This is a genomic window from Streptomyces sp. NPDC001549 (genome assembly GCF_042894025.1).
GTDB lineage: Bacteria > Actinomycetota > Actinomycetes > Streptomycetales > Streptomycetaceae > Streptomyces > Streptomyces kutzneri.
On sequence record NZ_JBIAVJ010000001.1, the window covers coordinates 1 to 18,925 of the forward strand.

Below are 18,925 nucleotides of genomic sequence, written 5' to 3' on the forward strand. Positions count from 1 at the left end.
CTTCGGACAGCGTGATCTCCACAGCAGAAGGACCCGAATGCGACATGACAACAGCGTAGTAAATAACCATCAGGATTTCTGGCGCATCACACTAGTGCTGTGACCGGAAAGGTCCACCGGGTCACAGCACTAGGTCACGCGCTGGGCCCGGTGGGACGTCACTTTGAGGCGGGCCTCCGCGGGCAGTTCCGGGAGGCCCGCCGAGGTCCGGGCGTGGGTCAGGACCGGGCCGGCCACGGCGGCCAGGGCGTCGGCCGGGACCGCGTGGGGTTCCAGCTGCAGCGCGACCCGCAGCGCCGGCGACCCGCGCCGCCCGCGCAGGGCGACCCGGCAGCCGGCGACCCCGTCCAGGGCGCCGGTCTCCGCGGCCACCGCCTCCTCCAGCGCGCGCCCGCGCAGCATGGCGAACGCCCCGTCCCCGGTGTCCACCACCACCGCCTGCAGTCGCCGGCGCCTGAACTGGGACAGCAGCCACCACAGCGCCAGCAGCACGCCCACCGCGAGAGCGGCGAGCACCGCCCACCACCACCAGCCCTCGGCGTGCCAGTACCGGTTCCTGGTCTGCTCGCTCAGCAGCGGCGCGTGGCGGCCGTGCAACGGCCACGCGCCCGTCAGCACCACGGTCCCGGCCGCCACCAGGACCGCTCCGGCCAGCGCCAGCAGGACCCGGTTCACCGTTCCGAGCATTCCGTCACCTCCTGACCCGTACGCGCGGCTGCGGCGGGTGCGCGAGGCCCAGTTCCTCGATGCCGACGGCGAGCACCGCGTCGAGGTCGGCCCGTACGTCGTCCAGCTCGCGGAAGTGCGAGGTGGCCCGCACCCCGACGTGGGACCGGCCCACCTTGACCCGGACGGACCGCACTCCGGACACCTCCATGGCCCGGTCCCGCAGGATCTGCGCGGCGTCCTTGCGGCCGAGCCCGGCCCGGACGCCCGCCCGCTGCTCCGGGGTCCGCATCGGCAGGATCCCGCGCAGCCCGGGGGCCAGTGCCAGCAGCAGGAGCACCACCCCGGCCAGGACCAGGGCCCCTGCGATCAGCTGCACCCCCAGGTCCGCGGGGGTGTGCGCCGCCAGCTGGTCGGCGAGGTCGCGGCGCCAGCTCATCCCGGGCCGGTCGGCCCGCAGGGCGGCCAGGTCGTACAGGAACAGGACCGCCACCCCGAGCACGACCAGGGCGGTGAGTGCGGCGGGCACCCGCCGGGCGGAGCGGAACCGGCGGGCCCGGGCCGGGGCCGGGCCGGAGCCGGGGGCCGTCACCGCAGCCGCCGGTCCCGCCCGGCGGCGGTCCGGGTGTGGGTGGAGTGCAGGTGCTCGATGTCGACGTCCACCTCGGGTACGGACATCGACGCGCACTCCTCGATCCGCAGTGCGACCTGCCGGCGTACGGCCGCGCACTGGGCGGCCAGGTCGGAGGGGTAGTCCAGCTCCAGGCTGACCCGGACCCGGGCGATGTCGTGGTGCACGGTGACGGTGGCGTGCGGGGGCGTGCCCGGGGTGGTGGCGAGCGCCTCCCGGGCGGCCTGGGCGGCGATCTTCGCGACGACCCGGTCGGCGATACGGGTGAAACCGCGCTCGGCGGCGGCCACCCTGGGCGGGGCGGAGCGCGGCGGGCTGCTCATCGGCGCCTCACCCGCGCCGGTCGTCACGGCGGCGGAACAGGTCACCCGGTTCCAGGTCCCCGTCGAGGAACCGCCCGGCGACGAAACCGATGGCGCCGAGGGCGGCCACCAGCAGGAAGGCCCCGAAACCGCCGAAGTAGCCGGCGAACGCCAGGGCCATGCCGGCGAAGAGTCCGGCGATCGCCATGCTCATGCGGGCTCCTTTCGGCTACTGGAGACGGGATTCCGGTTCCTCGTCGGGCTCATCGGGCAGCTTGACGTCGCTCACCGCGATGTTGACCTCGACGACCTCCAGGCCGGTCATCCGCTCGACGGCTGAGATGACGTTCTCCCGGACGGCCCGTGCCACGTCCCGGATCGATACCCCGTAGTCGACGACGATCTCGAGGTCGAGGGCTGTCTGGACCTCGCCGACCTCCGCCTTGACCCCGCGGCTGACGCTGGCCTTGGCGCCGCCGGGCACCCGGTCGCGGACGGCGCCGAAGGTACGGGAGAGGCCGCTGCCGCTGCCCATGGCGTGTACGCCGACCACCTCGCGGGCGGCCAGCCCGGCGATCTTCTCGACCACCCCGTCGGCGATGCTCGTGCGTCCCCGGTCGCCGGGCTCCTTGCCGGAGACCCCTGATGCGGATTCGGTCATCGCGTGTCCCTTCGCGTGGCTGGCGGACTCACTCCGCACCACGTTAGGCGCCACGGCGCGCGGGCGCCCCGGGACTACGCCGGGCGGCTGGCCGACTTTCCCCGGGGCTCCTGCGTTGTGGCGGCCCTCAGTCGGAGAGACCGGCCAGGTCCCGCAGGCGGCGGGCCTGGGCCGCGCGCTCGGCGGCGCGCTGGTCGTCGTAGGGACGGGCCTGGGCGGAACGGAGCAGCGTCTTCGTCTCGATCACGGCGTCCCGCGGCGGGGCCAGCAGGGCCGTGGTGAGGTCCTGGACGGCGGCGTCGAGCTCGTCCGCGGGGACGACGAGGTTGGCGAGGCCGACCCGCTCCGCTTCCTCGGCGTGCACGAAGCGGCCCGTCGCGCAGATCTCGAGCGCGCGGGCGTAGCCGACCAGGGAGGTCAGGGGCTGGGTACCGGCCAGGTCGGGGACCAGGCCCAGGCTGGTCTCGCGCATGGCGAACTGCACGTCGTCCGCGACCACGCGCAGGTCGCACGCGAGCGCGAGCTGGAAGCCGGCGCCGATCGCGTGCCCCTGCACGGCGGCGACGGAGATGATGTCGTTACGCCTCCACCAGGTGAATGCCTCCTGGTACTCGGCGATCGTGGAGTCGAGCAGTTCGTCCGAACCGCGTGCCAGATCGAGGAAGGAGGGCTCGCCCTCGAAACCTTCGGGGGTGAACGCCTGCCGGTCGAGCCCTGCGGAGAAGGACTTGCCCTCACCGCGCAGCACGACGATCCGGACGGTGCCCGGCAACAACCTCCCGGCCTCGGCCAAAGCCCGCCAGAGCGCGGGGGATTGGGCATTTCGCTTGGCCGGATTGGTCAGTGTCACCGTGGCGACCGTGTCGTCGACGGTGAGTCGTACGCCGTCCTTGTCGAGCAGAGCCATCTCTCATGCCTCCGGTGTGCAGTCGGCCGCAAGCTCGGCCTAAGTGACTGCACAGTAACCACCCAGCCGACCGGAAGGCCGACCGGGGGTCACCGAAGGAACCGTCGGATCATGATGAACCTTGAAGCCGTTGAAGCGTCGGAACCGATGGGACCGGGGTCAGGCCGTAGCGGCCTTCTTGCCGCGCGTCGCGCCTCCGCGACCACGCAACGACACCCCGGACTCACTGAGCATCCGATGGACGAATCCGTAGGACCGGCCGGTCTCTTCGGCCAGCGCCCGGATACTCGCACCGGAGTCGTACTTCTTCTTCAGGTCTGCCGCGAGCTTGTCGCGCGCGGCGCCGGTTACCCGGCTGCCCTTCTTCAGAGTCTCGGCCACCCGTGCCTCCTCATGGGAAGTGCGCTCTGGACTTCTCATGATCACCCCTCCCACGCTTCCTGGCCACCCATTCAGCAAGGTCGGTACGACGGCATTTCCCGACCGGTGGACACCCGAGCAGAACGGAATCTCCTCTTCCGCTGCATGACTTCCGTCACACTCCGCTGACCTCGCCGGGAATCACCAGGTCAGGGGCGCGGAACCGGAAAACGAACGGCCCCGGCCGCGCACCTTCGCGGGTGCGGCCGGGGCCGTCGTACGACGCGCAACGGTACGAGACCGTCTCACTCAGATGATGGATCACCCGTGAGCCGAATGATCCATAAGGAACTGGATCAGAAGCGGAACGGGAACCGGAACCCGCTCAGGCGAGGGCCACCAGGTCCCGGTAGTCCGGCCCCCACAGGTCCTCGACGCCGTCCGGGAGCAGGATGATGCGCTCCGGCTCCAGCGCCTCGACGGCGCCCTCGTCGTGCGTGACGAGGATGACCGCACCCTTGTACGTGCGCAGCGCGCCCAGGATCTCCTCGCGGCTGGCCGGGTCGAGGTTGTTCGTGGGCTCGTCGAGGAGCAGCACGTTCGCCGAGGAGACGACCAGCGTGGCCAGGGCCAGCCGGGTCTTCTCGCCGCCGGAGAGCACCCCGGCGGGCTTGTCCACGTCGTCCCCGGAGAAGAGGAAGGAGCCGAGGGTCTTGCGTACGGCGACCAGGTCCAGGTCGGGGGCCGAGGAGCGCATGTTCTCCAGGACCGTGCGCTCCGGGTCCAGCGTCTCGTGCTCCTGGGCGTAGTAGCCGAGTTTGAGGCCGTGGCCGGGGACGACCGTGCCGGTGTCCGGCTTCTCGGTGCCCGAGAGCAGGCGCAGCAGGGTGGTCTTGCCGGCGCCGTTGAGGCCGAGGATGACCACGCGGGAGCCCTTGTCGATGGCCAGGTCGACGTCGGTGAAGATCTCCAGGGAGCCGTACGACTTCGAGAGGCCCTCGGCGGTCAGCGGGGTCTTGCCGCAGGGCGCCGGGTCCGGGAAGCGGAGCTTGGCGACCTTGTCGTTGACGCGGACGGCCTCCAGGCCGGCGAGCAGCCGGTCGGCGCGCTTGGCCATGTTCTGCGCGGCGACGGTCTTGGTGGCCTTGGCGCGCATCTTGTCGGCCTGCGAGTTCAGGGCCGCGGCCTTCTTCTCGGCGTTCTGGCGCTCGCGCTTGCGGCGCTTCTCGTCGGCCTCGCGCTGCTGCTGGTAGAGCTTCCAGCCCATGTTGTAGACGTCGATCTGGGAGCGGTTGGCGTCCAGGTAGAAGACCTTGTTGACGACGGTCTCGACCAGGTCGACGTCGTGGGAGATGACGATGAAGCCACCGCGGTAGGTCTTCAGGTAGTCGCGCAGCCAGACGATGGAGTCGGCGTCGAGGTGGTTGGTGGGCTCGTCGAGGAGCAGGGTGTCGGCGTCCGAGAAGAGGATCCGGGCCAGCTCGACGCGGCGGCGCTGGCCACCGGAGAGGGTGTGCAGCGGCTGGCCGAGCACCCGGTCGGGCAGGCCCAGGGCGGCCGAGATGGTCGCGGCCTCGGCCTCGGCGGCGTATCCGCCCTTGGTCAGGAACTCCGTCTCCTGGCGCTCGTACTGCTTCATGGCCTTGTCGCGGGTGCCGCCGGTGCCGGTGGCGATGCGCTCCTCGTTGGCGCGCATCTTCTTGATCAGCACGTCGAGGCCGCGCGCGGACAGGATCCGGTCACGGGCCAGCACGTCGAGGTCGCCGGTACGCGGGTCCTGCGGGAGGTAGCCGACCTCGCCGGAGCGGGCGATGGAGCCGGCGGCGGGCTGGCCCTCGCCCGCGAGGCACTTGGTGAGGGTGGTCTTGCCCGCTCCGTTGCGGCCGACCAGGCCGATGCGGTCGCCCTTGGCGACACGGAAGGAGGCGGACTCGATAAGGACGCGGGCGCCGGCGCGCAGCTCGATGCCGGTGGCGGTGATCACGGAAATACTCCAGGGCGGGTCGGGACGGCGGAAGGGGGGCAGGACGCGAAGCTTCGACGCCGCTAATCCGCGAGGAGATTTGCCATGAGAGACATTCTACCGGGGGTGCGCAACTACTTTCCGGGCGCGGGCCGGGCCGTCCGGCCTGCGGGATCCGCTCCCCCGTGTCCCCCGTCCGGCCCAGCGGCCCCACGGAGCGGCCGAGGCGCAGATCGGGATGATTGGGTTGATACTCGCCGCATGGGCGGAGACGCGACCGCACCTGTTCGACGTGTGGAGGGCGGTGCGGGATGCAGTTCGACGACGACGCCAGGCTCGACAGCTCCGAAGTCGAGGACAGGCGCGGCGGCGGCCGCATCCCGGGCGGGAAGGCCACCGTCGGCGGCGGCATCGTCGGTCTCATCGCGCTGGTCATCGGTCTGCTGTTCGGGGTGGGGCCGGAGCAGCTGGGACTGTCCACCGGGGAGCAGGAGCCGGCGCCGGTCTCCTCGTCGTTCAACCAGGTGCAGCAGGCCTGCAAGACGGGGCGGGACGCGAACACGCGGGAGGACTGCCGGCTGCTGGCGGTCACCCGGAGCACCCAGGCCTTCTGGAAGCAGGAGTTCGCCCGGCGCGGCGGCCAGTACACCCCGGCGACGACCGTGTTCTTCGAGAACCGGGTGAACACAGCGTGCGGGACCGCCAGCTCGGCGGTGGGCCCCTTCTACTGCCCGGCGGACCGGAAGGTCTATCTGGACCTGGGCTTCTTCGAAGACCTGCGGACGAAGTTCGGCGCGACCGGCGGCCCCTTCGCCCAGGCCTACGTCGTCGCCCACGAGTACGGACACCACATCCAGAACCTGACCGGGACCCTCCAGCGGGCCCAGGACGGACGGCAGGGCCCGAACAGCAACGCGGTCAAGGTCGAGCTGCAGGCCGACTGCTACGCCGGGGTGTGGGCGCGCAACGCGACGAACGTCGCGGACGCCTCCACCGGGCGGCCGCTGATCAAGACGTTGACCGAGGCGGACATCGGGGACGGGCTGGACGCGGCGGCCGCGGTCGGCGACGACCGGATCCAGGAGAAGTTCCAGGGCCGGGTGTCCCCGGAATCCTGGACCCACGGCTCGGCCGAGCAGCGCCGGCAGTGGTTCCACCAGGGCTACCGGACCGGCGACATGGCCCAGTGCAACACCTTCCGCTGACTGTCGGTGACGCCTGCCATGCTGGTGTGACGCGGGTCACCGTCACGAGAGGGAGTGATCGTCATGGCAGGCGTTCCGTCCATCTGTCCCACGCTGGTCTACCGCGACGCGAAGGCGGCCATCAGGCTGCTGACCGAGGCCTTCGGCTTCAGCCAGGTCGCCGTCTACGAGGGTGAGGACGGCTCGGTGACGCACGCCGAGCTGGCGTACGGCAACGGCATGGTGATGCTGGGCAGTTCGGGCAGGGGCGGGGTCTTCGACAAGGCCATGGAGGGCGCCGGCCCCTCGGGGGTCTATGTCGTGGTCGACGACGTGGACGCCCACCACCGGCGGGCGGTCGAGCACGGCGCGGAGATCGTGATGGAGCCCACCGACCAGGACTACGGCTCCCGCGACTACATGGCCCGCGACGCCGAGGGCAACGTCTGGAGCTTCGGGACGTACGCGCCGCAGGTCTGACCCTGGCGGCGCACCCGTCCCTGCCCTCGTTCCCCTGCGGAGTCACCCGCTCGTACGGGGTCACTCGCCGCCGGTGTGGACCTGGAAGGCGGCCCGGCGGACCGCCTTGGCCAGCGTCGGGTCGGGGTGGGCCGCGGCGAGTGCGACCAGCACCTGCACCGTGCGCGGATGGCCGACCGCACGGACCTCGTCCAGCAGCCGGGGGACGGTGGTCCGGACGGCGGAGTCGAGGTGGCGGGCCAGCAGCTCGGCCTCGCCGTGGTCGGCGATGGCGGCCGCGGTGTCCACCCAGAGCCAGGTCGACTCCTCGGCGGTGAGGACGTCCTGCGCCTCGTCGGGGTCGATCCCGTCGTGCTCGGCGAGCCAGAGCAGGGCGTAGGGGCGCAGGGCGGGCTCGCGCACGGTGGCGCGCACCTCGGGCTCGGCGGGGGCGCCGACCACGCGCAACGCCTCGAAGGCGAGGCCGCGCAGCAGGGCGTCCTCGCCCCGGGCGGCCTGCAGCAGCTCGGCCACGGCGTGGCCGACGGGCCGGGCGGCGAGCCAGGCCTGGTACTCGGCGCGGGCCGGGCCGGGGGTGAGCCGCGCGCAGCCGTGCAGCATGGCGGCGGCGGACTGCTCGATGTTCCCGGCGGGGCTCTGCGCCGCGACGCAGATCTGCTCCAGCTTGACCCAGACGGCCCAGCTGCCGAGCGGGGTGAGCGTGGCCCGGGCGGGGCCGAGGGTGACGGCGTCCACGGCGGCGAGTCCGCCGAGCGCCCAGCGCAGCAGCCGGGCGAGCGGAACGGGGCGGGCCTCCGCGGGGCCGGCGGCGGCGGACGTCAGCGCTGCGGCGGGCTCGGCCTCGTAGGGGATCTCGCACCGTTCGTCGCGCAGTTCGGTGACGCGCTGCCCGAGCAGGTCGAGCAGGTCCGGGACGGTCACCGGGCCGGCGGACAGCTGGAGCAGGGAGAGGAGTTGGGGCATCGCCTCGACGACCTCGGCGACGGCCGAGGGGGCGATGTCGGCGGGTGCGGGATGGACCAGCGACCAGGCGTCGAAGAGGGCGACCCAGCCGCGCAGCACGGCGGTGTCGTCGCGGTCCCAGGCGCGCAGCCGCCAGCCGGGCCGGGCATGGCCGCCGTGCACCTCGACCAGTCCGGCGAGCCGGGCGCGGTCCCAGCCGACCTGGATCTGGCCGTGCGTCAGGCCCAGTTCCGCGGCGGCGCGTTCGACGTCGGCCGCGGGCAGGGCGCCCGTGGGGGCGGGCCGGCCGCCGTCTCCGGCACCGAGGTTGCGCTCGGCCCAGCGGGTCAGGCGTACGGCGTCGGCGAGCGAGGACCGGGCCCGGTTCGCGAGGTCGGCCGTGGCGGGTGTACCCGCCGGGGGCCTGGGCGCGGGCCGGGTGCGTCGGTCGGTCACCGCCTTGCGGGCCGCGGCGACGGAGCGCGGCGAGACGAGTCGGAGTCTGGAGTCGCGAGCCAACTGCTCATCAGGCTTTCGGGACGTCACGGAAGCAGTCTCGCCCGTCACTGGCCCAAAGCCCAAACGGAATCGGCCGTTGCCGCCGTTCGCCGCAGCGCAGACCGGGACAAGCCGCCCGTGGGGCCCTGTCCGTCACAGGGCCTTCACATGACGGGCCTCGGCGCATGGCTTTTCACGGCCGTTCACCCGGCCGTTCCCCCAGCCGTTCACTCGGCCGTTCACCGGACCGTTCGCCGGGTCTTCACATAAGAGGGGTGAGGAAGCGGCGCAGGACCTCCTCATAGCCGGCCGGGTCGGCGTTCCACATCGCACCGTGCCCGGCCCCGCTCACGGGGTGCAGCGCGACGAGGTCGGGGCGGGCGGCGGCGAGTCTGCGCGAAGGCCCCCAGGGGGCGAGCGTGTCGTCCGGGCCGTGGAAGATCAGTACGGGGACGCGCAGCGCGCCGGGGTCGGAGCCCGCCGGCCGGCGGTCGGCGCGCAGGCCCGCGAGGCCCTCGGCGGCCCGGACCGCCAGCGGCAGCACCACGCCGGGGACGCCGCGCGCCGCGGCGAGCCCGCGCAGGGTGGTGTGCCAGTCGAGCACCGGGGAGTCCAGGACCAGCCCGGAGATCCGGTGGGCGAGCGGCGAGCGTTCGAAGGCGTGCAGGGCCATGGTGGCGCCGGTGGACCAGCCGTACAGGACCACGCGGCGGGCTCCGTAGCGCAGGGCGTAGCGGATGGCGGCGTCCAGGTCGCGCCATTCCGATTCACCGAGGTGGCCGAGGCCGTCCGGGGAGGCGGGGGCCCCCAGGTCGCCCCGGTAGCCGAGGTCCAGGACGGGCAGCTGGTGGCGGTGCAGGAAGGGCATGACCACCATCGGGTGTTCCCGGCTGCTGCCGAGCCCGTGCACGGCGATCACCCAGGTGTCCCGGGCGGCGGGCACGAACCAGGCGGGCAGGGCGCCGAGCTCCCCGGGGATGTCCACGTCGGAGTGGTCGAGCCCGAGGGCGGTGCGCGGGTTGCCGACGTACACCTGGGGGGTGAGGGAGACCCGGGTGCCGGGGTCGAGGCTGCCGTGGGTGACGGAGACGAGCTGCCTCACGACGGCGTCCGGGCCGGGGTCGGCGTCCGGGAGAACGGGCCCGACGACGGCGTGCACACCGGGTGCGACCAGGCCGTACGTGCCGGGGCGCAGGGAGGCGAGCGAGCGGGTCAGCGTGATCCGGCCGTCGGTGGCGGAGTGGACGCTGAGCTTCGGCCCGCCGGGGAGCGGACGTCCGGGTTCGGGCCGCAGGGCCGCGTCGGCGGCGTGCCGGCCGAGGGCGACGGCGGCCGCGCCGGCACCCAGGAGGGTCGTCGTGACGGCCGCAGCCGTCGCTGTCGCGGTACGCACTGCTCCAGTGTCGGGTCGGGACCTCGGGCGGGCCACCGGAGCCGATCCCTCCACCGCGGGCACGGAGGGAGTGATCTAGGTCTCATTCGAGGCCCGGGGGTGGGATCGTATGCACGGCGAACCCCCTGCGGAGGGGTTCATTCACCCGGCTTTGACGTGCATTAATGGCGTTATCTACGCCAGAATCAGGACGAATGGCCCGATCACACCCCGCGCCAGTACACCGCTCCGCCCGAGTCAGTTCATCTTCCGTTCACCCAGGTTGCCTACGGTCGCCGAGCCACTGACGTCAAACAGAAGCCTGGGTAAATGGAGCACATAACGCTTCTCCTCGGGATCGTGATCATTACCGCTCTCGTGTTCGACTTCACGAACGGTTTCCACGACACAGCCAACGCGATGGCCACCACCATCTCGACCGGCGCCCTCAAGCCCAAGACGGCGGTGGCCATGTCCGCCGTGCTCAACCTCGTCGGCGCGTTCATGTCCGTGGAGGTCGCCAAGACGATCTCCAAGGGACTGGTCAACGAGGAGGGCATCCAGCCAGAGGTGATCTTCGCCGCCCTGGTCGGAGCGATCCTCTGGAACCTCGTCACCTGGCTGGTCGGCCTCCCCTCCAGCTCCTCGCACGCCCTGATGGGCGGCCTGATCGGTGCCGCGGTCGCCTCCGCCGGTATCGGCGCGGTCAACGGCAGCGTCGTCGTCACCAAGGTCCTCATCCCCGCGATCGCCGCCCCGCTGGTGGCCGGCATCGCCGCGTACCTGGCCGCCAAGCTCACCTACAAGCTGGGCGACAAGGTCGGCGAGAAGACCTCCGCCAAGGGTTACCGCGCCGGTCAGATCGCCTCGGCCGGTCTCGTCTCCCTCGCGCACGGCACCAACGACGCGCAGAAGACGATGGGCATCATCACCCTGGCCCTCATCGCCGGCGGCGCGATCGCGCCCGACGCGAACCCGCCGGTCTGGGTCATCGTCTCCGCCGGTATGGCCATCGCGATGGGGACCTACCTGGGCGGCTGGCGCATCATCCGCACCATGGGCAGCGGCCTGACCGACCTGCACCCGCAGCAGGGCTTCGCCGCCCAGACCTCGGCCGCGTCCGTCATCCTGGCCTCCTCGAACCTGGGCTTCTCGCTCTCCACCACCCACTCGTGCTCCGGTGCGGTCATGGGTGCGGGCCTGGGCCGCAAGGGCGGTGTGGTCCGCTGGTCCACCGCGACCCGCATGTTCGTCGCCTGGGGCCTGACCCTGCCGGCCGCCGCGCTGGTCTCGGCCGGTGCCGAGCTGGTCATGCGCATCGGTGACGTCGGCATCGCCGCGGTCACGCTCTTCCTGATCGGCTCCTGCCTGGCCATCTGGTTCATCTCGCGCCGCCAGGTCGTCGACCACAACAACGTCAACGAGGTGGAGCCGGCCCGCGCCGAGGAGCCGGGTGTCATCACCACGGCGATCGCCGCGGTCACCGTCCCGCCGACCGTCGCCGCCGCCGGCACCACCGCCGCGGTCACGGACGAAGACCTCAAGGCCACCATCCCGGCCGCGACGCAGACCCCGGCGGCTCCGGCCGCCGCGGTCTGACCGAGACAGAGACACAAGAGGAAACGGCAGTATGAAGATCGACTGGGAAGCGCTCGGCTCCGTCTTCGGGGTCAGCCTCTTCGCGACCGTCGCCCTCGTGGCCCTCTTCACCCTGGGCCTGGTGGGCCTGTCCAAGCACGAGACCGCCACCGAGCAGGGCGGCACCGCCACCCTCGCCCGCAGCGGCGCGTACGCCTGCTTCGCCGTCATCGCGGCGGCCGTGGGCTACGGGATCTACCTGATCGTCGCCTGATCCGCCGCCCCGCGGCCGACCAGGCGTGAAGGCTCCCTCCGGGTTTGTCCCGGAGGGAGCTTTTCGCATCCCGCGCCTCCTGCCGCTCCCCTGCCGCGCCGCAGGTCAACGGCGAGTTGACGGGCCTTCGACGTGCGTGGTGGACTGCCGGAGCCAATACGGCGGCATGGAGAGGAAGTCCGGTGCGAATCCGGCGCGGTCCCGCCACTGTCACCGGAACCGCACGCCGCGCGTGCGTCCCGGGAGCCAGGAACTCTCGCCGCCGGACACGTCGAACCAGGGCGCGGACCCTGAGTGAGGACATACCTGTCACCATGCGTGCCGATCGCGTCTTCGCGTACGGCGCCACGGCGGGCCTGATCGGCGACCGGATCCTCGGGGATCCGCGCCGAGGGCACCCCGTGGCCGCCTTCGGACGGGCCGCGGGCGCCGTCGAACGCTCCCTGTGGCGCGACGACCGCGCCCGGGGCCTCCTGCACACCCTGGTGTGCGCCGGAGGCGCGGCCGCCGTCGGAGCGCTGGGCGCCCGAGCCGTGCGCTCCCGGCCCGCAGCCGCCCGTATCGCCCTGACGGCCGCCGCCACCTGGGCCGTCGTGGGCGGCACCTCCCTGGGCCGTGAGGCCCGCGCCATCGGCGGCGCGCTCGCCGCCGGGGACATCGAGGTGGCCCGGGAGCGGCTGCCCCACCTGTGCGGACGCGACCCGCAGGCCCTGGACGGGCAGCAGATGGCCCGCGCCGTCGTGGAGTCCGTCGCCGAGAACACCTCCGACGCGGTGGTCGGGGCCCTCGTGTGGGGCGCCGTCGCCGGAGTCCCCGGACTGCTGGCCTTCCGCGCCGTGAACACCCTGGACGCGATGGTCGGCCACAAGTCCCCCCGCTACCTGCGCTACGGCTGGGCCTCCGCCCGGCTCGACGACCTGGCCGGCTGGCCGGGGGCCCGGCTGACGGCGGTCGCCGCCGTGCTGGCCGGCCCCGACCGGCGGGGCGCCGTACGGGCCTGGCGCGCGGACGCCGCCGCGCACCCGAGCCCGAACGCCGGACCCGTCGAGGCCTCCTTCGCCGGGGCGCTGGGCGTCAGACTGGGCGGAACCCTCGCGTACGGCGGCCGGGTCGAGCACCGGGCCGTACTGAACGGCGGGGCGGGGCGGCCGGTGGAGGTCGCGGACATCGAGCGGGCGGTACGGCTGTCGCGGCAGGTGACCTGGCTGGCCCTGGGCGCCTGCGTGGCCGCCCGGCTGCTGGTCTCCCGAACGGCACAGAGAGGGCGGCGCGGATGAGCGGCGCGAAGCGCGGCGGCGGTCTGCTGGTCGCGGGCACCACGTCGGACGCGGGCAAGAGCGTGGTCACGGCGGGCATCTGCCGCTGGCTGGCCCGGCAGGGTGTGAAGGTCGCGCCCTTCAAGGCGCAGAACATGTCGCTGAACTCCTTCGTGACGCTGGAGGGCGCGGAGATCGGGCGCGCCCAGGCGATGCAGGCCCAGGCGGCCCGCGTGGAGCCGACCGCGCTGATGAACCCGGTGCTGCTCAAGCCGGGCAGTGACCGCAGCAGCCAGGTGGTGCTGCTGGGCAAGCCGGTGGGCGAGATGAGCGCCCGCGGCTACCACGGCGGGCGCCAGGAGCAGTTGCTCGGCATCGTCACGGACTGCCTGGAGCAGCTGCGGGGCACGTATGACGCCGTGATCTGCGAGGGGGCGGGGAGTCCGGCCGAGATCAACCTGCGCCGGACCGACATCGTGAACATGGGGATCGCGCGGGCCGCGCGGTTCCCGGTGGTCGTGGTCGGGGACATCGACCGCGGCGGGGTCTTCGCGTCCTTCTTCGGGACGACGGCGCTGCTCTCCCCCGAGGACCAGTCCCTGATCGCGGGATACATGGTCAACAAGTTCCGCGGCGACGTGTCGCTGCTGGAGCCGGGCATGGAGATGCTGCGCGGCCTGACGGGCCGGGCCACGTACGGGGTGCTGCCGTTCCGGCACGGCCTGGGCATCGACGAGGAGGACGGCCTGCGGGTCTCCCTGCGCGGGGCGGTACGCGAGTCCGTGGTCGCGCCGCCGGTGGGCGAGGACGTGCTGCGGGTCGCCGTGTGCGCGGTGCCGCTGATGTCGAACTTCACGGACGTCGACGCGCTCGCGGCGGAGCCGGGGGTCGTGGTGCGGTTCGTGGACCGCGCCGAGGAACTGGCCGACGCGGACCTGGTCGTCGTACCCGGCACCCGGGGCACGGTGAAGGCCCTTCGGTGGCTGCGGGAACGCGGGCTCGCGGACGCGCTGCTGCGGCGGGCCGCCGAGGGGCGGCCGGTGCTGGGCATCTGCGGCGGGTTCCAGGTGCTGGGCGAGCACATCGAGGACGAGGTCGAATCGCGGGCCGGGTCGGTGGACGGCCTCGGGCTGCTGCCCGTGCGCATCCGCTTCGAACGCGAGAAGACCCTGGCCCGACCGGTGGGATCGGCGCTGGGCGAGGAGGTCGCGGGCTACGAGATCCACCACGGGGTCGCCGAGGTGCTGGGCGGCGAGGCCTTCCTGGACGGCTGCCGGGTCGGGTCGGTGTGGGGCACCCACTGGCACGGATCGCTGGAGTCGGACGGCTTCCGCCGGGCGTTCCTGCGGGAGGTGGCCGCGGCAGCCGGCCGCCGCTTCGTCCCGGCGCCGGACACCTCGTTCGCCGCGCTGCGGGAGGAGCAGCTGGACCTGCTGGGCGACCTGATCGAAGAACACGCCGATACGCGTGCGCTGCTGCAGCTGATCGAGGGCGGCGCCCCGGCCGGCCTCCCGTTCCTGCCGCCGGGTGCCCCGTGACGGGCGGCCGGGCCCCGCACATTCGGCCCCGCCGGCGTTTGACGCGCGGGGTCCGGGGCGGAGCCCCGGCAACGGCGCCGCACCCGCAGACCTCGTCCAGGCCCCCGGCACGGGCCCGCACCTACCAAGGAGTGAGCAACACATGAGCACCCCGTACCCGTTCACCGCAGTGGTCGGCCAGTCCGACCTGCGGCTGGCGCTCCTGCTCAACGCCGTGAGCCCAGCGGTCGGCGGGGTGCTCGTGCGCGGTGAGAAGGGGACCGCCAAGTCCACCGCCGTCCGCGCGCTGTCCGCACTGCTGCCGCAGGTCGACGTCGTATCGGGCTGCCGGTTCAGCTGCGCGCCCACCGCGCCGGACCCGGCCTGCCCGGACGGCCCGCACGAGCCCGGCCCCGGCGGCGTCCGGCCCGCCCGCATGGTGGAGCTGCCCGTCGGGGCCTCCGAGGACCGCCTCGTCGGCGCCCTCGACATCGAACGGGCCCTCGCCGAGGGCGTGAAGGCCTTCGAGCCCGGGCTGCTCGCCGACGCCCACCGCGGGATCCTCTACGTCGACGAGGTCAACCTCCTCCACGACCACCTGATCGACCTGCTGCTGGACGCCGCCGCGATGGGCGCCTCGTACGTGGAGCGCGAGGGCGTCTCCGTCCGGCACGCCGCCCGCTTCCTGCTCGTCGGCACGATGAACCCCGAGGAGGGCGAGCTGCGGCCGCAGCTCCTGGACCGGTTCGGACTCACCGTCGAGGTGGCCGCCTCCCGCGAGCCCGCCCAGCGCGTCGAGGTGGTCCGCCGCCGGCTCGCCTACGAGGACGACCCGGCGGGCTTCGCGACCCGCTGGGCCGGGGACGAGCACGAGGTCCGCGCCCGGGTGGTGGCCGCGCGGGCGCTGCTCCCGAAGGTCTCGCTCGGCGACATCGCGCTCCTCCAGATCGCGGCGACCTGCGCCGGGTTCGAGGTCGACGGGATGCGTGCCGACATCGTGATGGCCCGGACCGCGACCGCGCTGGCCGCCTGGGCCGGGCGGACCGACGTGCGCAAGGAGGACGTCCGGCAGGCGGCCCTGCTGGCGCTCCCCCACCGCCGGCGCCGCAACCCGTTCGACGCGCCGGGGCTGGACGAGGACATGCTCGACCGGATCCTGGACGAGTTCCCCGACGAGGAACCCGAGCCCGAGCCGGACCCCGAGCCCGAGCCGGAGCCGGACCCCGAGGGCCCCGACGACGGCGGACCCGGGGACGGCGGTCCCGACGGCGGCCCGGGTGGCACGCCCCCGCAGGGCGGCGGACCGCAGGACCCGGGCGCGTCGGCCGAGACCCCCGAGGCCCCCGAGGCCCCCGAGAGCGGCGAGGCTCCCGCGGAAGCCCCCGAGACCCCGCAGCCCTCCGCCCAGGAGGCCGCAGGGCCCGAGCAGGCCGCGGTCCGTGCCGCCGAGCCGTTCCGGACCAAGATGCTCAGCGTGCCCGGCCTCGGCGAGGGCGCGTCCGGCCGCCGGTCCCGCGCCCGCACCGCCCACGGCCGCACCACCGGCGCCCAGCGCCCGCGCGGACACCTGACGAAGCTGCACCTGACCGCCACCATCCAGGCCGCCGCCCCGCACCAGAAGGCGCGCGGCCGCGACGGGCGCGGCCTCGTGATCCGCAAGGACGACCTGCGCCAGGCCACCCGGGAGGGGCGCGAGGGCAACCTCGTCCTCTTCGTCGTCGACGCCTCCGGCTCCATGGCCGCCCGGCAGCGCATGAGCGCGGTCAAGGGCGCGGTGCTGTCGCTGCTCCTGGACGCCTACCAGCGCCGGGACAAGGTCGGTCTGATCACCTTCCGGGGTGCCACGGCCGAGCTGGCCCTGCCGCCGACCTCCTCGGTGGACGCGGCGGCGGCCCGGCTGGAGCAGCTGCCGACGGGCGGCCGCACCCCGCTGGCCGCCGGGCTGCTGAAGGCCCACGAGGTGCTGCGGATCGAGCGGCTGCGGGATCCCTCGCGCCGGCCGCTGCTCGTGGTCGTCACCGACGGGCGGGCCACCTCGGCCGGGAACGCCGGGGGCCGTACGGACAGCAGCCCGCGGGAGCTCGCCGGGCACAGCGCGCGGCTGCTGCAGGCCGGGGGCGTCGCCTCCGTGGTCGTGGACTGCGAGTCCGGGCCGGTCCGGCTGGGGCTGGCCGGCGTACTGGCCCGTGACCTCGGCGGGCCCGCCGTCACGCTCGACGGGCTGCGGGCCGACTCGCTGGCCGGGCTCGTGAAGAACGTACGTACCGCAGTGACATCCACCGCCTCACCCCACAGCAGCAACAGCAACAGGAGGGCCGCGTAATGCCTCAGGGACAGCCGTCCGTCGTTCCGGACGACGGGCTCACCACGCGCCAGCGCCGCAACCGTCCGCTGGTCTTCGTCCACACCGGCCCCGGCAAGGGCAAGTCCACGGCGGCCTTCGGGCTGGCGCTGCGCGCCTGGAACCAGGGCTGGCCGATCGGGGTGTTCCAGTTCGTCAAGTCGGCGAAGTGGAAGGTCGGCGAGGAGAACGCGCTCAAGGTGCTCGGCGCCTCCGGCGAGGGCGGCTCCGTCGTCTGGCACAAGATGGGCGAGGGCTGGTCCTGGGTCCAGCGGGACGCGCAGCTCGACAACGAGCAGGCGGCCAAGGAGGGCTGGGAGCAGGTCAAGCGCGATCTGGCCGCCGAGACGCACAAGCTGTACGTGCTCGACGAGTTCGCCTACCCGATGCACTGGGGCTGGATCGACGTCGACGAGGTCATCGAGGTGCTGCGCAACCGTCCCGGCACGCAGCACGTGGTGATCACGGGCCGCAACGCGCCGGAGAAGCTGGTGGAGTTCGCGGACCTCGTCACCGAGATGACCAAGGTCAAGCACCCGATGGACACGGGGCAGAAGGGCCAGAAGGGCATCGAGTGGTGACTTCGTACGGCTTCAACGTGCCTCGGCTGGTCATCGCCGCTCCGTCGTCCGGCAGCGGCAAGACCACCGTGGCCACGGGCCTGATGGCGGCCTTCTCGGAGCGCGGCCTCGCCGTGTCCCCGCACAAGGCCGGGCCCGACTACATCGACCCCGGCTACCACGCGCTGGCCACCGGCCGGCCGGGGCGCAACCTCGACGCCTTCATGTGCGGGCCGGAGCTGGTCGCTCCGCTGTTCGCGCACGGGGCGGCCGGGTGCGATCTGGCCGTGGTCGAGGGCGTCATGGGGCTCTACGACGGCGCCGCGGGCCGGGGTGAGCTGGCGTCGACGGCGCAGGTCGCGAAGTTGCTGCGGGCGCCGGTGGTGCTGGTGGTCGACGCCTCCTCGCAGTCGCGGTCGGTGGCGGCGCTGGTGCACGGCTTCGCGTCCTTCGACCCGCAGGTGCGGCTGGGGGGCGTGATCCTGAACAAGGTCGGCTCCGACCGGCACGAGGTGATGCTGCGGGAGGCCCTGGAGGAGGCGGGGATGCCGGTCCTCGGTGTCCTGCGGCGGGCCCCGCAGGTGGCCACGCCCTCGCGCCACCTGGGGCTGGTCCCGGTGGCCGAGCGGCACACCGACGCGCTGGCCTCGGTGTCGGCGCTGGCCGCGCAGGTCCGGGCGGGCTGCGACCTGGACGCCCTGATGGCCTTGGCCCGCACGGCCCCGCCGCTGGACTGCGAGGCGTGGTCGCCCCATCCGGCCTCGCCGGCGTCCGAGGCGCGGGGGTCCGGGGGCGGCGCCCCCGGCAACGCTGCCGCACCGGTCATCGCCGTCGCCGGCGGCGCCGCGTTCACGTTCTCCTACGCCGAGCACACGGAGCTGCTCACCGCCGCCGGAGCGGAGGTCGTCACCTTCGACCCGCTCCGGGACGAGGCGCTCCCGCCCGGCACCACGGGCCTGGTGATCGGCGGCGGCTTCCCGGAGATGTACGCGCCCGAGCTGTCCGCCAACGAACCGCTGCGGGCGGCCGTGGCCGCCTTCGCCGCGGCCGGCGGCCCGGTCGCCGCGGAGTGCGCCGGGCTGCTGTACCTCGGCCGGTCGCTGGACGGGAAGCCCATGTGCGGGGTGCTCGACGCCGACGCGCGGATGTCGGAGCGCCTCACCCTCGGCTACCGCGAGGCGGTGGCGGTGTCCGACAGCGCGCTCGCGCAGGCCGGGACCCGGCTGCGCGGGCACGAGTTCCACCGGACGGTGATCGAGCCGGGCGCCGGGGCGGCCCCGGCGTGGGGGTTCACGCACCCGGAGCGCCGGGTCGAGGGCTTCGTGCAGCAGGGTGTGCACGCGAGTTACCTGCACACGCACTGGGCGGCGGAGCCGTCCGTCGCGCGCCGTTTCACAGAAGCCGCGGCAGCACGGCGGTGACCTCCGTCCCCG

The 18,925-nt window shown here is 73.4% G+C and carries 19 protein-coding genes and 1 riboswitch; of the genes, 9 read left to right on the top strand and 10 right to left on the bottom strand.

Annotation, left to right across the window (positions count from 1 at the left end; all coding sequences use genetic code 11):
• Positions 1–129: 129 nt before the first annotated feature.
• The 8 genes from amaP to ACFY04_RS00040 all read right to left on the bottom strand — a co-directional run bounded on the left by amaP (position 130) and on the right by ACFY04_RS00040 (position 5,511).
• Positions 130–687 (bottom strand): alkaline shock response membrane anchor protein AmaP, encoded by a 558-nt coding sequence (amaP, locus tag ACFY04_RS00005; RefSeq protein WP_389113354.1) that lies wholly within the window; start codon positions 685–687, stop codon positions 130–132.
• A 4-nt stretch (positions 688–691) separates the two neighbouring features.
• Entirely contained in the window at positions 692–1,258 is a 567-nt protein-coding gene (locus ACFY04_RS00010; protein WP_389113356.1) for a DUF6286 domain-containing protein, read from the bottom strand.
• A complete protein-coding gene (locus tag ACFY04_RS00015) occupies positions 1,255–1,620 on the bottom strand; it encodes a hypothetical protein (protein WP_389113358.1) in 366 nt (121 codons plus the stop codon). The genes ACFY04_RS00010 and ACFY04_RS00015 overlap by 4 nt, the downstream gene beginning before the upstream one ends.
• A gap of 7 nt (positions 1,621–1,627) precedes the next feature.
• The gene (locus tag ACFY04_RS00020) at positions 1,628–1,813 is read right to left on the bottom strand and encodes a hypothetical protein (RefSeq protein ID WP_030010792.1); all 186 of its coding nucleotides are present in this window, start codon (positions 1,811–1,813) and stop codon (positions 1,628–1,630) included.
• 15 nt (positions 1,814–1,828) lie between these two features.
• Positions 1,829–2,260, bottom strand: coding sequence for an Asp23/Gls24 family envelope stress response protein (locus ACFY04_RS00025; RefSeq protein ID WP_301371953.1), 432 nt, complete (start codon positions 2,258–2,260; stop codon positions 1,829–1,831).
• 127 nt (positions 2,261–2,387) lie between these two features.
• Positions 2,388–3,167, bottom strand: a complete 780-nt coding sequence (locus ACFY04_RS00030) for an enoyl-CoA hydratase/isomerase family protein (protein WP_189735835.1) — start codon at positions 3,165–3,167, stop codon at positions 2,388–2,390.
• Between the two features lie 159 nt (positions 3,168–3,326).
• Positions 3,327–3,548: a helix-turn-helix domain-containing protein gene (locus tag ACFY04_RS00035; RefSeq protein WP_030010789.1), complete on the bottom strand. Its 222-nt coding sequence runs from the start codon at positions 3,546–3,548 to the stop codon at positions 3,327–3,329.
• A 364-nt stretch (positions 3,549–3,912) separates the two neighbouring features.
• Positions 3,913–5,511: an ABC-F family ATP-binding cassette domain-containing protein gene (locus ACFY04_RS00040; RefSeq protein WP_030010788.1), complete on the bottom strand. Its 1,599-nt coding sequence runs from the start codon at positions 5,509–5,511 to the stop codon at positions 3,913–3,915.
• Between the two features lie 290 nt (positions 5,512–5,801).
• Between ACFY04_RS00040 and ACFY04_RS00045 the strand changes: the two genes are divergently transcribed.
• Both ACFY04_RS00045 and ACFY04_RS00050 read left to right on the top strand, forming a co-directional pair.
• Complete coding sequence (locus ACFY04_RS00045; protein WP_389113361.1) at positions 5,802–6,695, top strand: neutral zinc metallopeptidase; 894 nt, start codon at positions 5,802–5,804, stop codon at positions 6,693–6,695.
• Positions 6,696–6,758: 63 nt separating this feature from the next.
• The gene (locus ACFY04_RS00050; protein ID WP_189735839.1) at positions 6,759–7,154 is read left to right on the top strand and encodes a VOC family protein; all 396 of its coding nucleotides are present in this window, start codon (positions 6,759–6,761) and stop codon (positions 7,152–7,154) included.
• A 60-nt stretch (positions 7,155–7,214) separates the two neighbouring features.
• Here ACFY04_RS00050 and ACFY04_RS00055 read toward each other — a convergent pair whose 3' ends face one another.
• Positions 7,215–8,642 (bottom strand): hypothetical protein, encoded by a 1,428-nt coding sequence (locus tag ACFY04_RS00055; RefSeq protein WP_389113363.1) that lies wholly within the window; start codon positions 8,640–8,642, stop codon positions 7,215–7,217.
• 214 nt (positions 8,643–8,856) lie between these two features.
• Positions 8,857–9,987: an alpha/beta hydrolase family protein gene (locus ACFY04_RS00060; protein WP_389113365.1), complete on the bottom strand. Its 1,131-nt coding sequence runs from the start codon at positions 9,985–9,987 to the stop codon at positions 8,857–8,859.
• A gap of 309 nt (positions 9,988–10,296) precedes the next feature.
• Here ACFY04_RS00060 and ACFY04_RS00065 point away from each other — a divergent pair, with 309 nt between their 5' ends.
• From ACFY04_RS00065 to ACFY04_RS00095, 7 genes are all read left to right on the top strand, one after another.
• Complete coding sequence (locus ACFY04_RS00065; protein ID WP_389113367.1) at positions 10,297–11,565, top strand: anion permease; 1,269 nt, start codon at positions 10,297–10,299, stop codon at positions 11,563–11,565.
• Between the two features lie 31 nt (positions 11,566–11,596).
• Positions 11,597–11,818 carry a hypothetical protein gene (locus ACFY04_RS00070; RefSeq protein ID WP_030012731.1) on the top strand — a complete coding sequence of 74 codons (222 nt, stop codon included), beginning with the start codon at positions 11,597–11,599 and terminating at the stop codon, positions 11,816–11,818.
• Between the two features lie 170 nt (positions 11,819–11,988).
• A riboswitch (cobalamin riboswitch) is annotated at positions 11,989–12,074 on the top strand.
• A 58-nt stretch (positions 12,075–12,132) separates the two neighbouring features.
• A complete protein-coding gene (locus ACFY04_RS00075) occupies positions 12,133–13,095 on the top strand; it encodes a cobalamin biosynthesis protein (protein ID WP_389113369.1) in 963 nt (320 codons plus the stop codon).
• Positions 13,092–14,612 carry a cobyric acid synthase gene (locus ACFY04_RS00080; RefSeq protein ID WP_389113371.1) on the top strand — a complete coding sequence of 507 codons (1,521 nt, stop codon included), beginning with the start codon at positions 13,092–13,094 and terminating at the stop codon, positions 14,610–14,612. Before ACFY04_RS00075 ends, ACFY04_RS00080 begins: the two co-directional genes overlap by 4 nt.
• A 142-nt stretch (positions 14,613–14,754) precedes the next feature.
• Entirely contained in the window at positions 14,755–16,914 is a 2,160-nt protein-coding gene (locus ACFY04_RS00085) for a putative cobaltochelatase (RefSeq protein ID WP_389113373.1), read from the top strand.
• Positions 16,914–17,513: a cob(I)yrinic acid a,c-diamide adenosyltransferase gene (gene cobO / locus ACFY04_RS00090; RefSeq protein WP_030013115.1), complete on the top strand. Its 600-nt coding sequence runs from the start codon at positions 16,914–16,916 to the stop codon at positions 17,511–17,513. Before ACFY04_RS00085 ends, cobO begins: the two co-directional genes overlap by 1 nt.
• Positions 17,507–18,913 (top strand): cobyrinate a,c-diamide synthase, encoded by a 1,407-nt coding sequence (locus ACFY04_RS00095; protein WP_389113375.1) that lies wholly within the window; start codon positions 17,507–17,509, stop codon positions 18,911–18,913. The genes cobO and ACFY04_RS00095 overlap by 7 nt, the downstream gene beginning before the upstream one ends.
• The last annotated feature ends 12 nt before the right edge of the window (positions 18,914–18,925 follow it).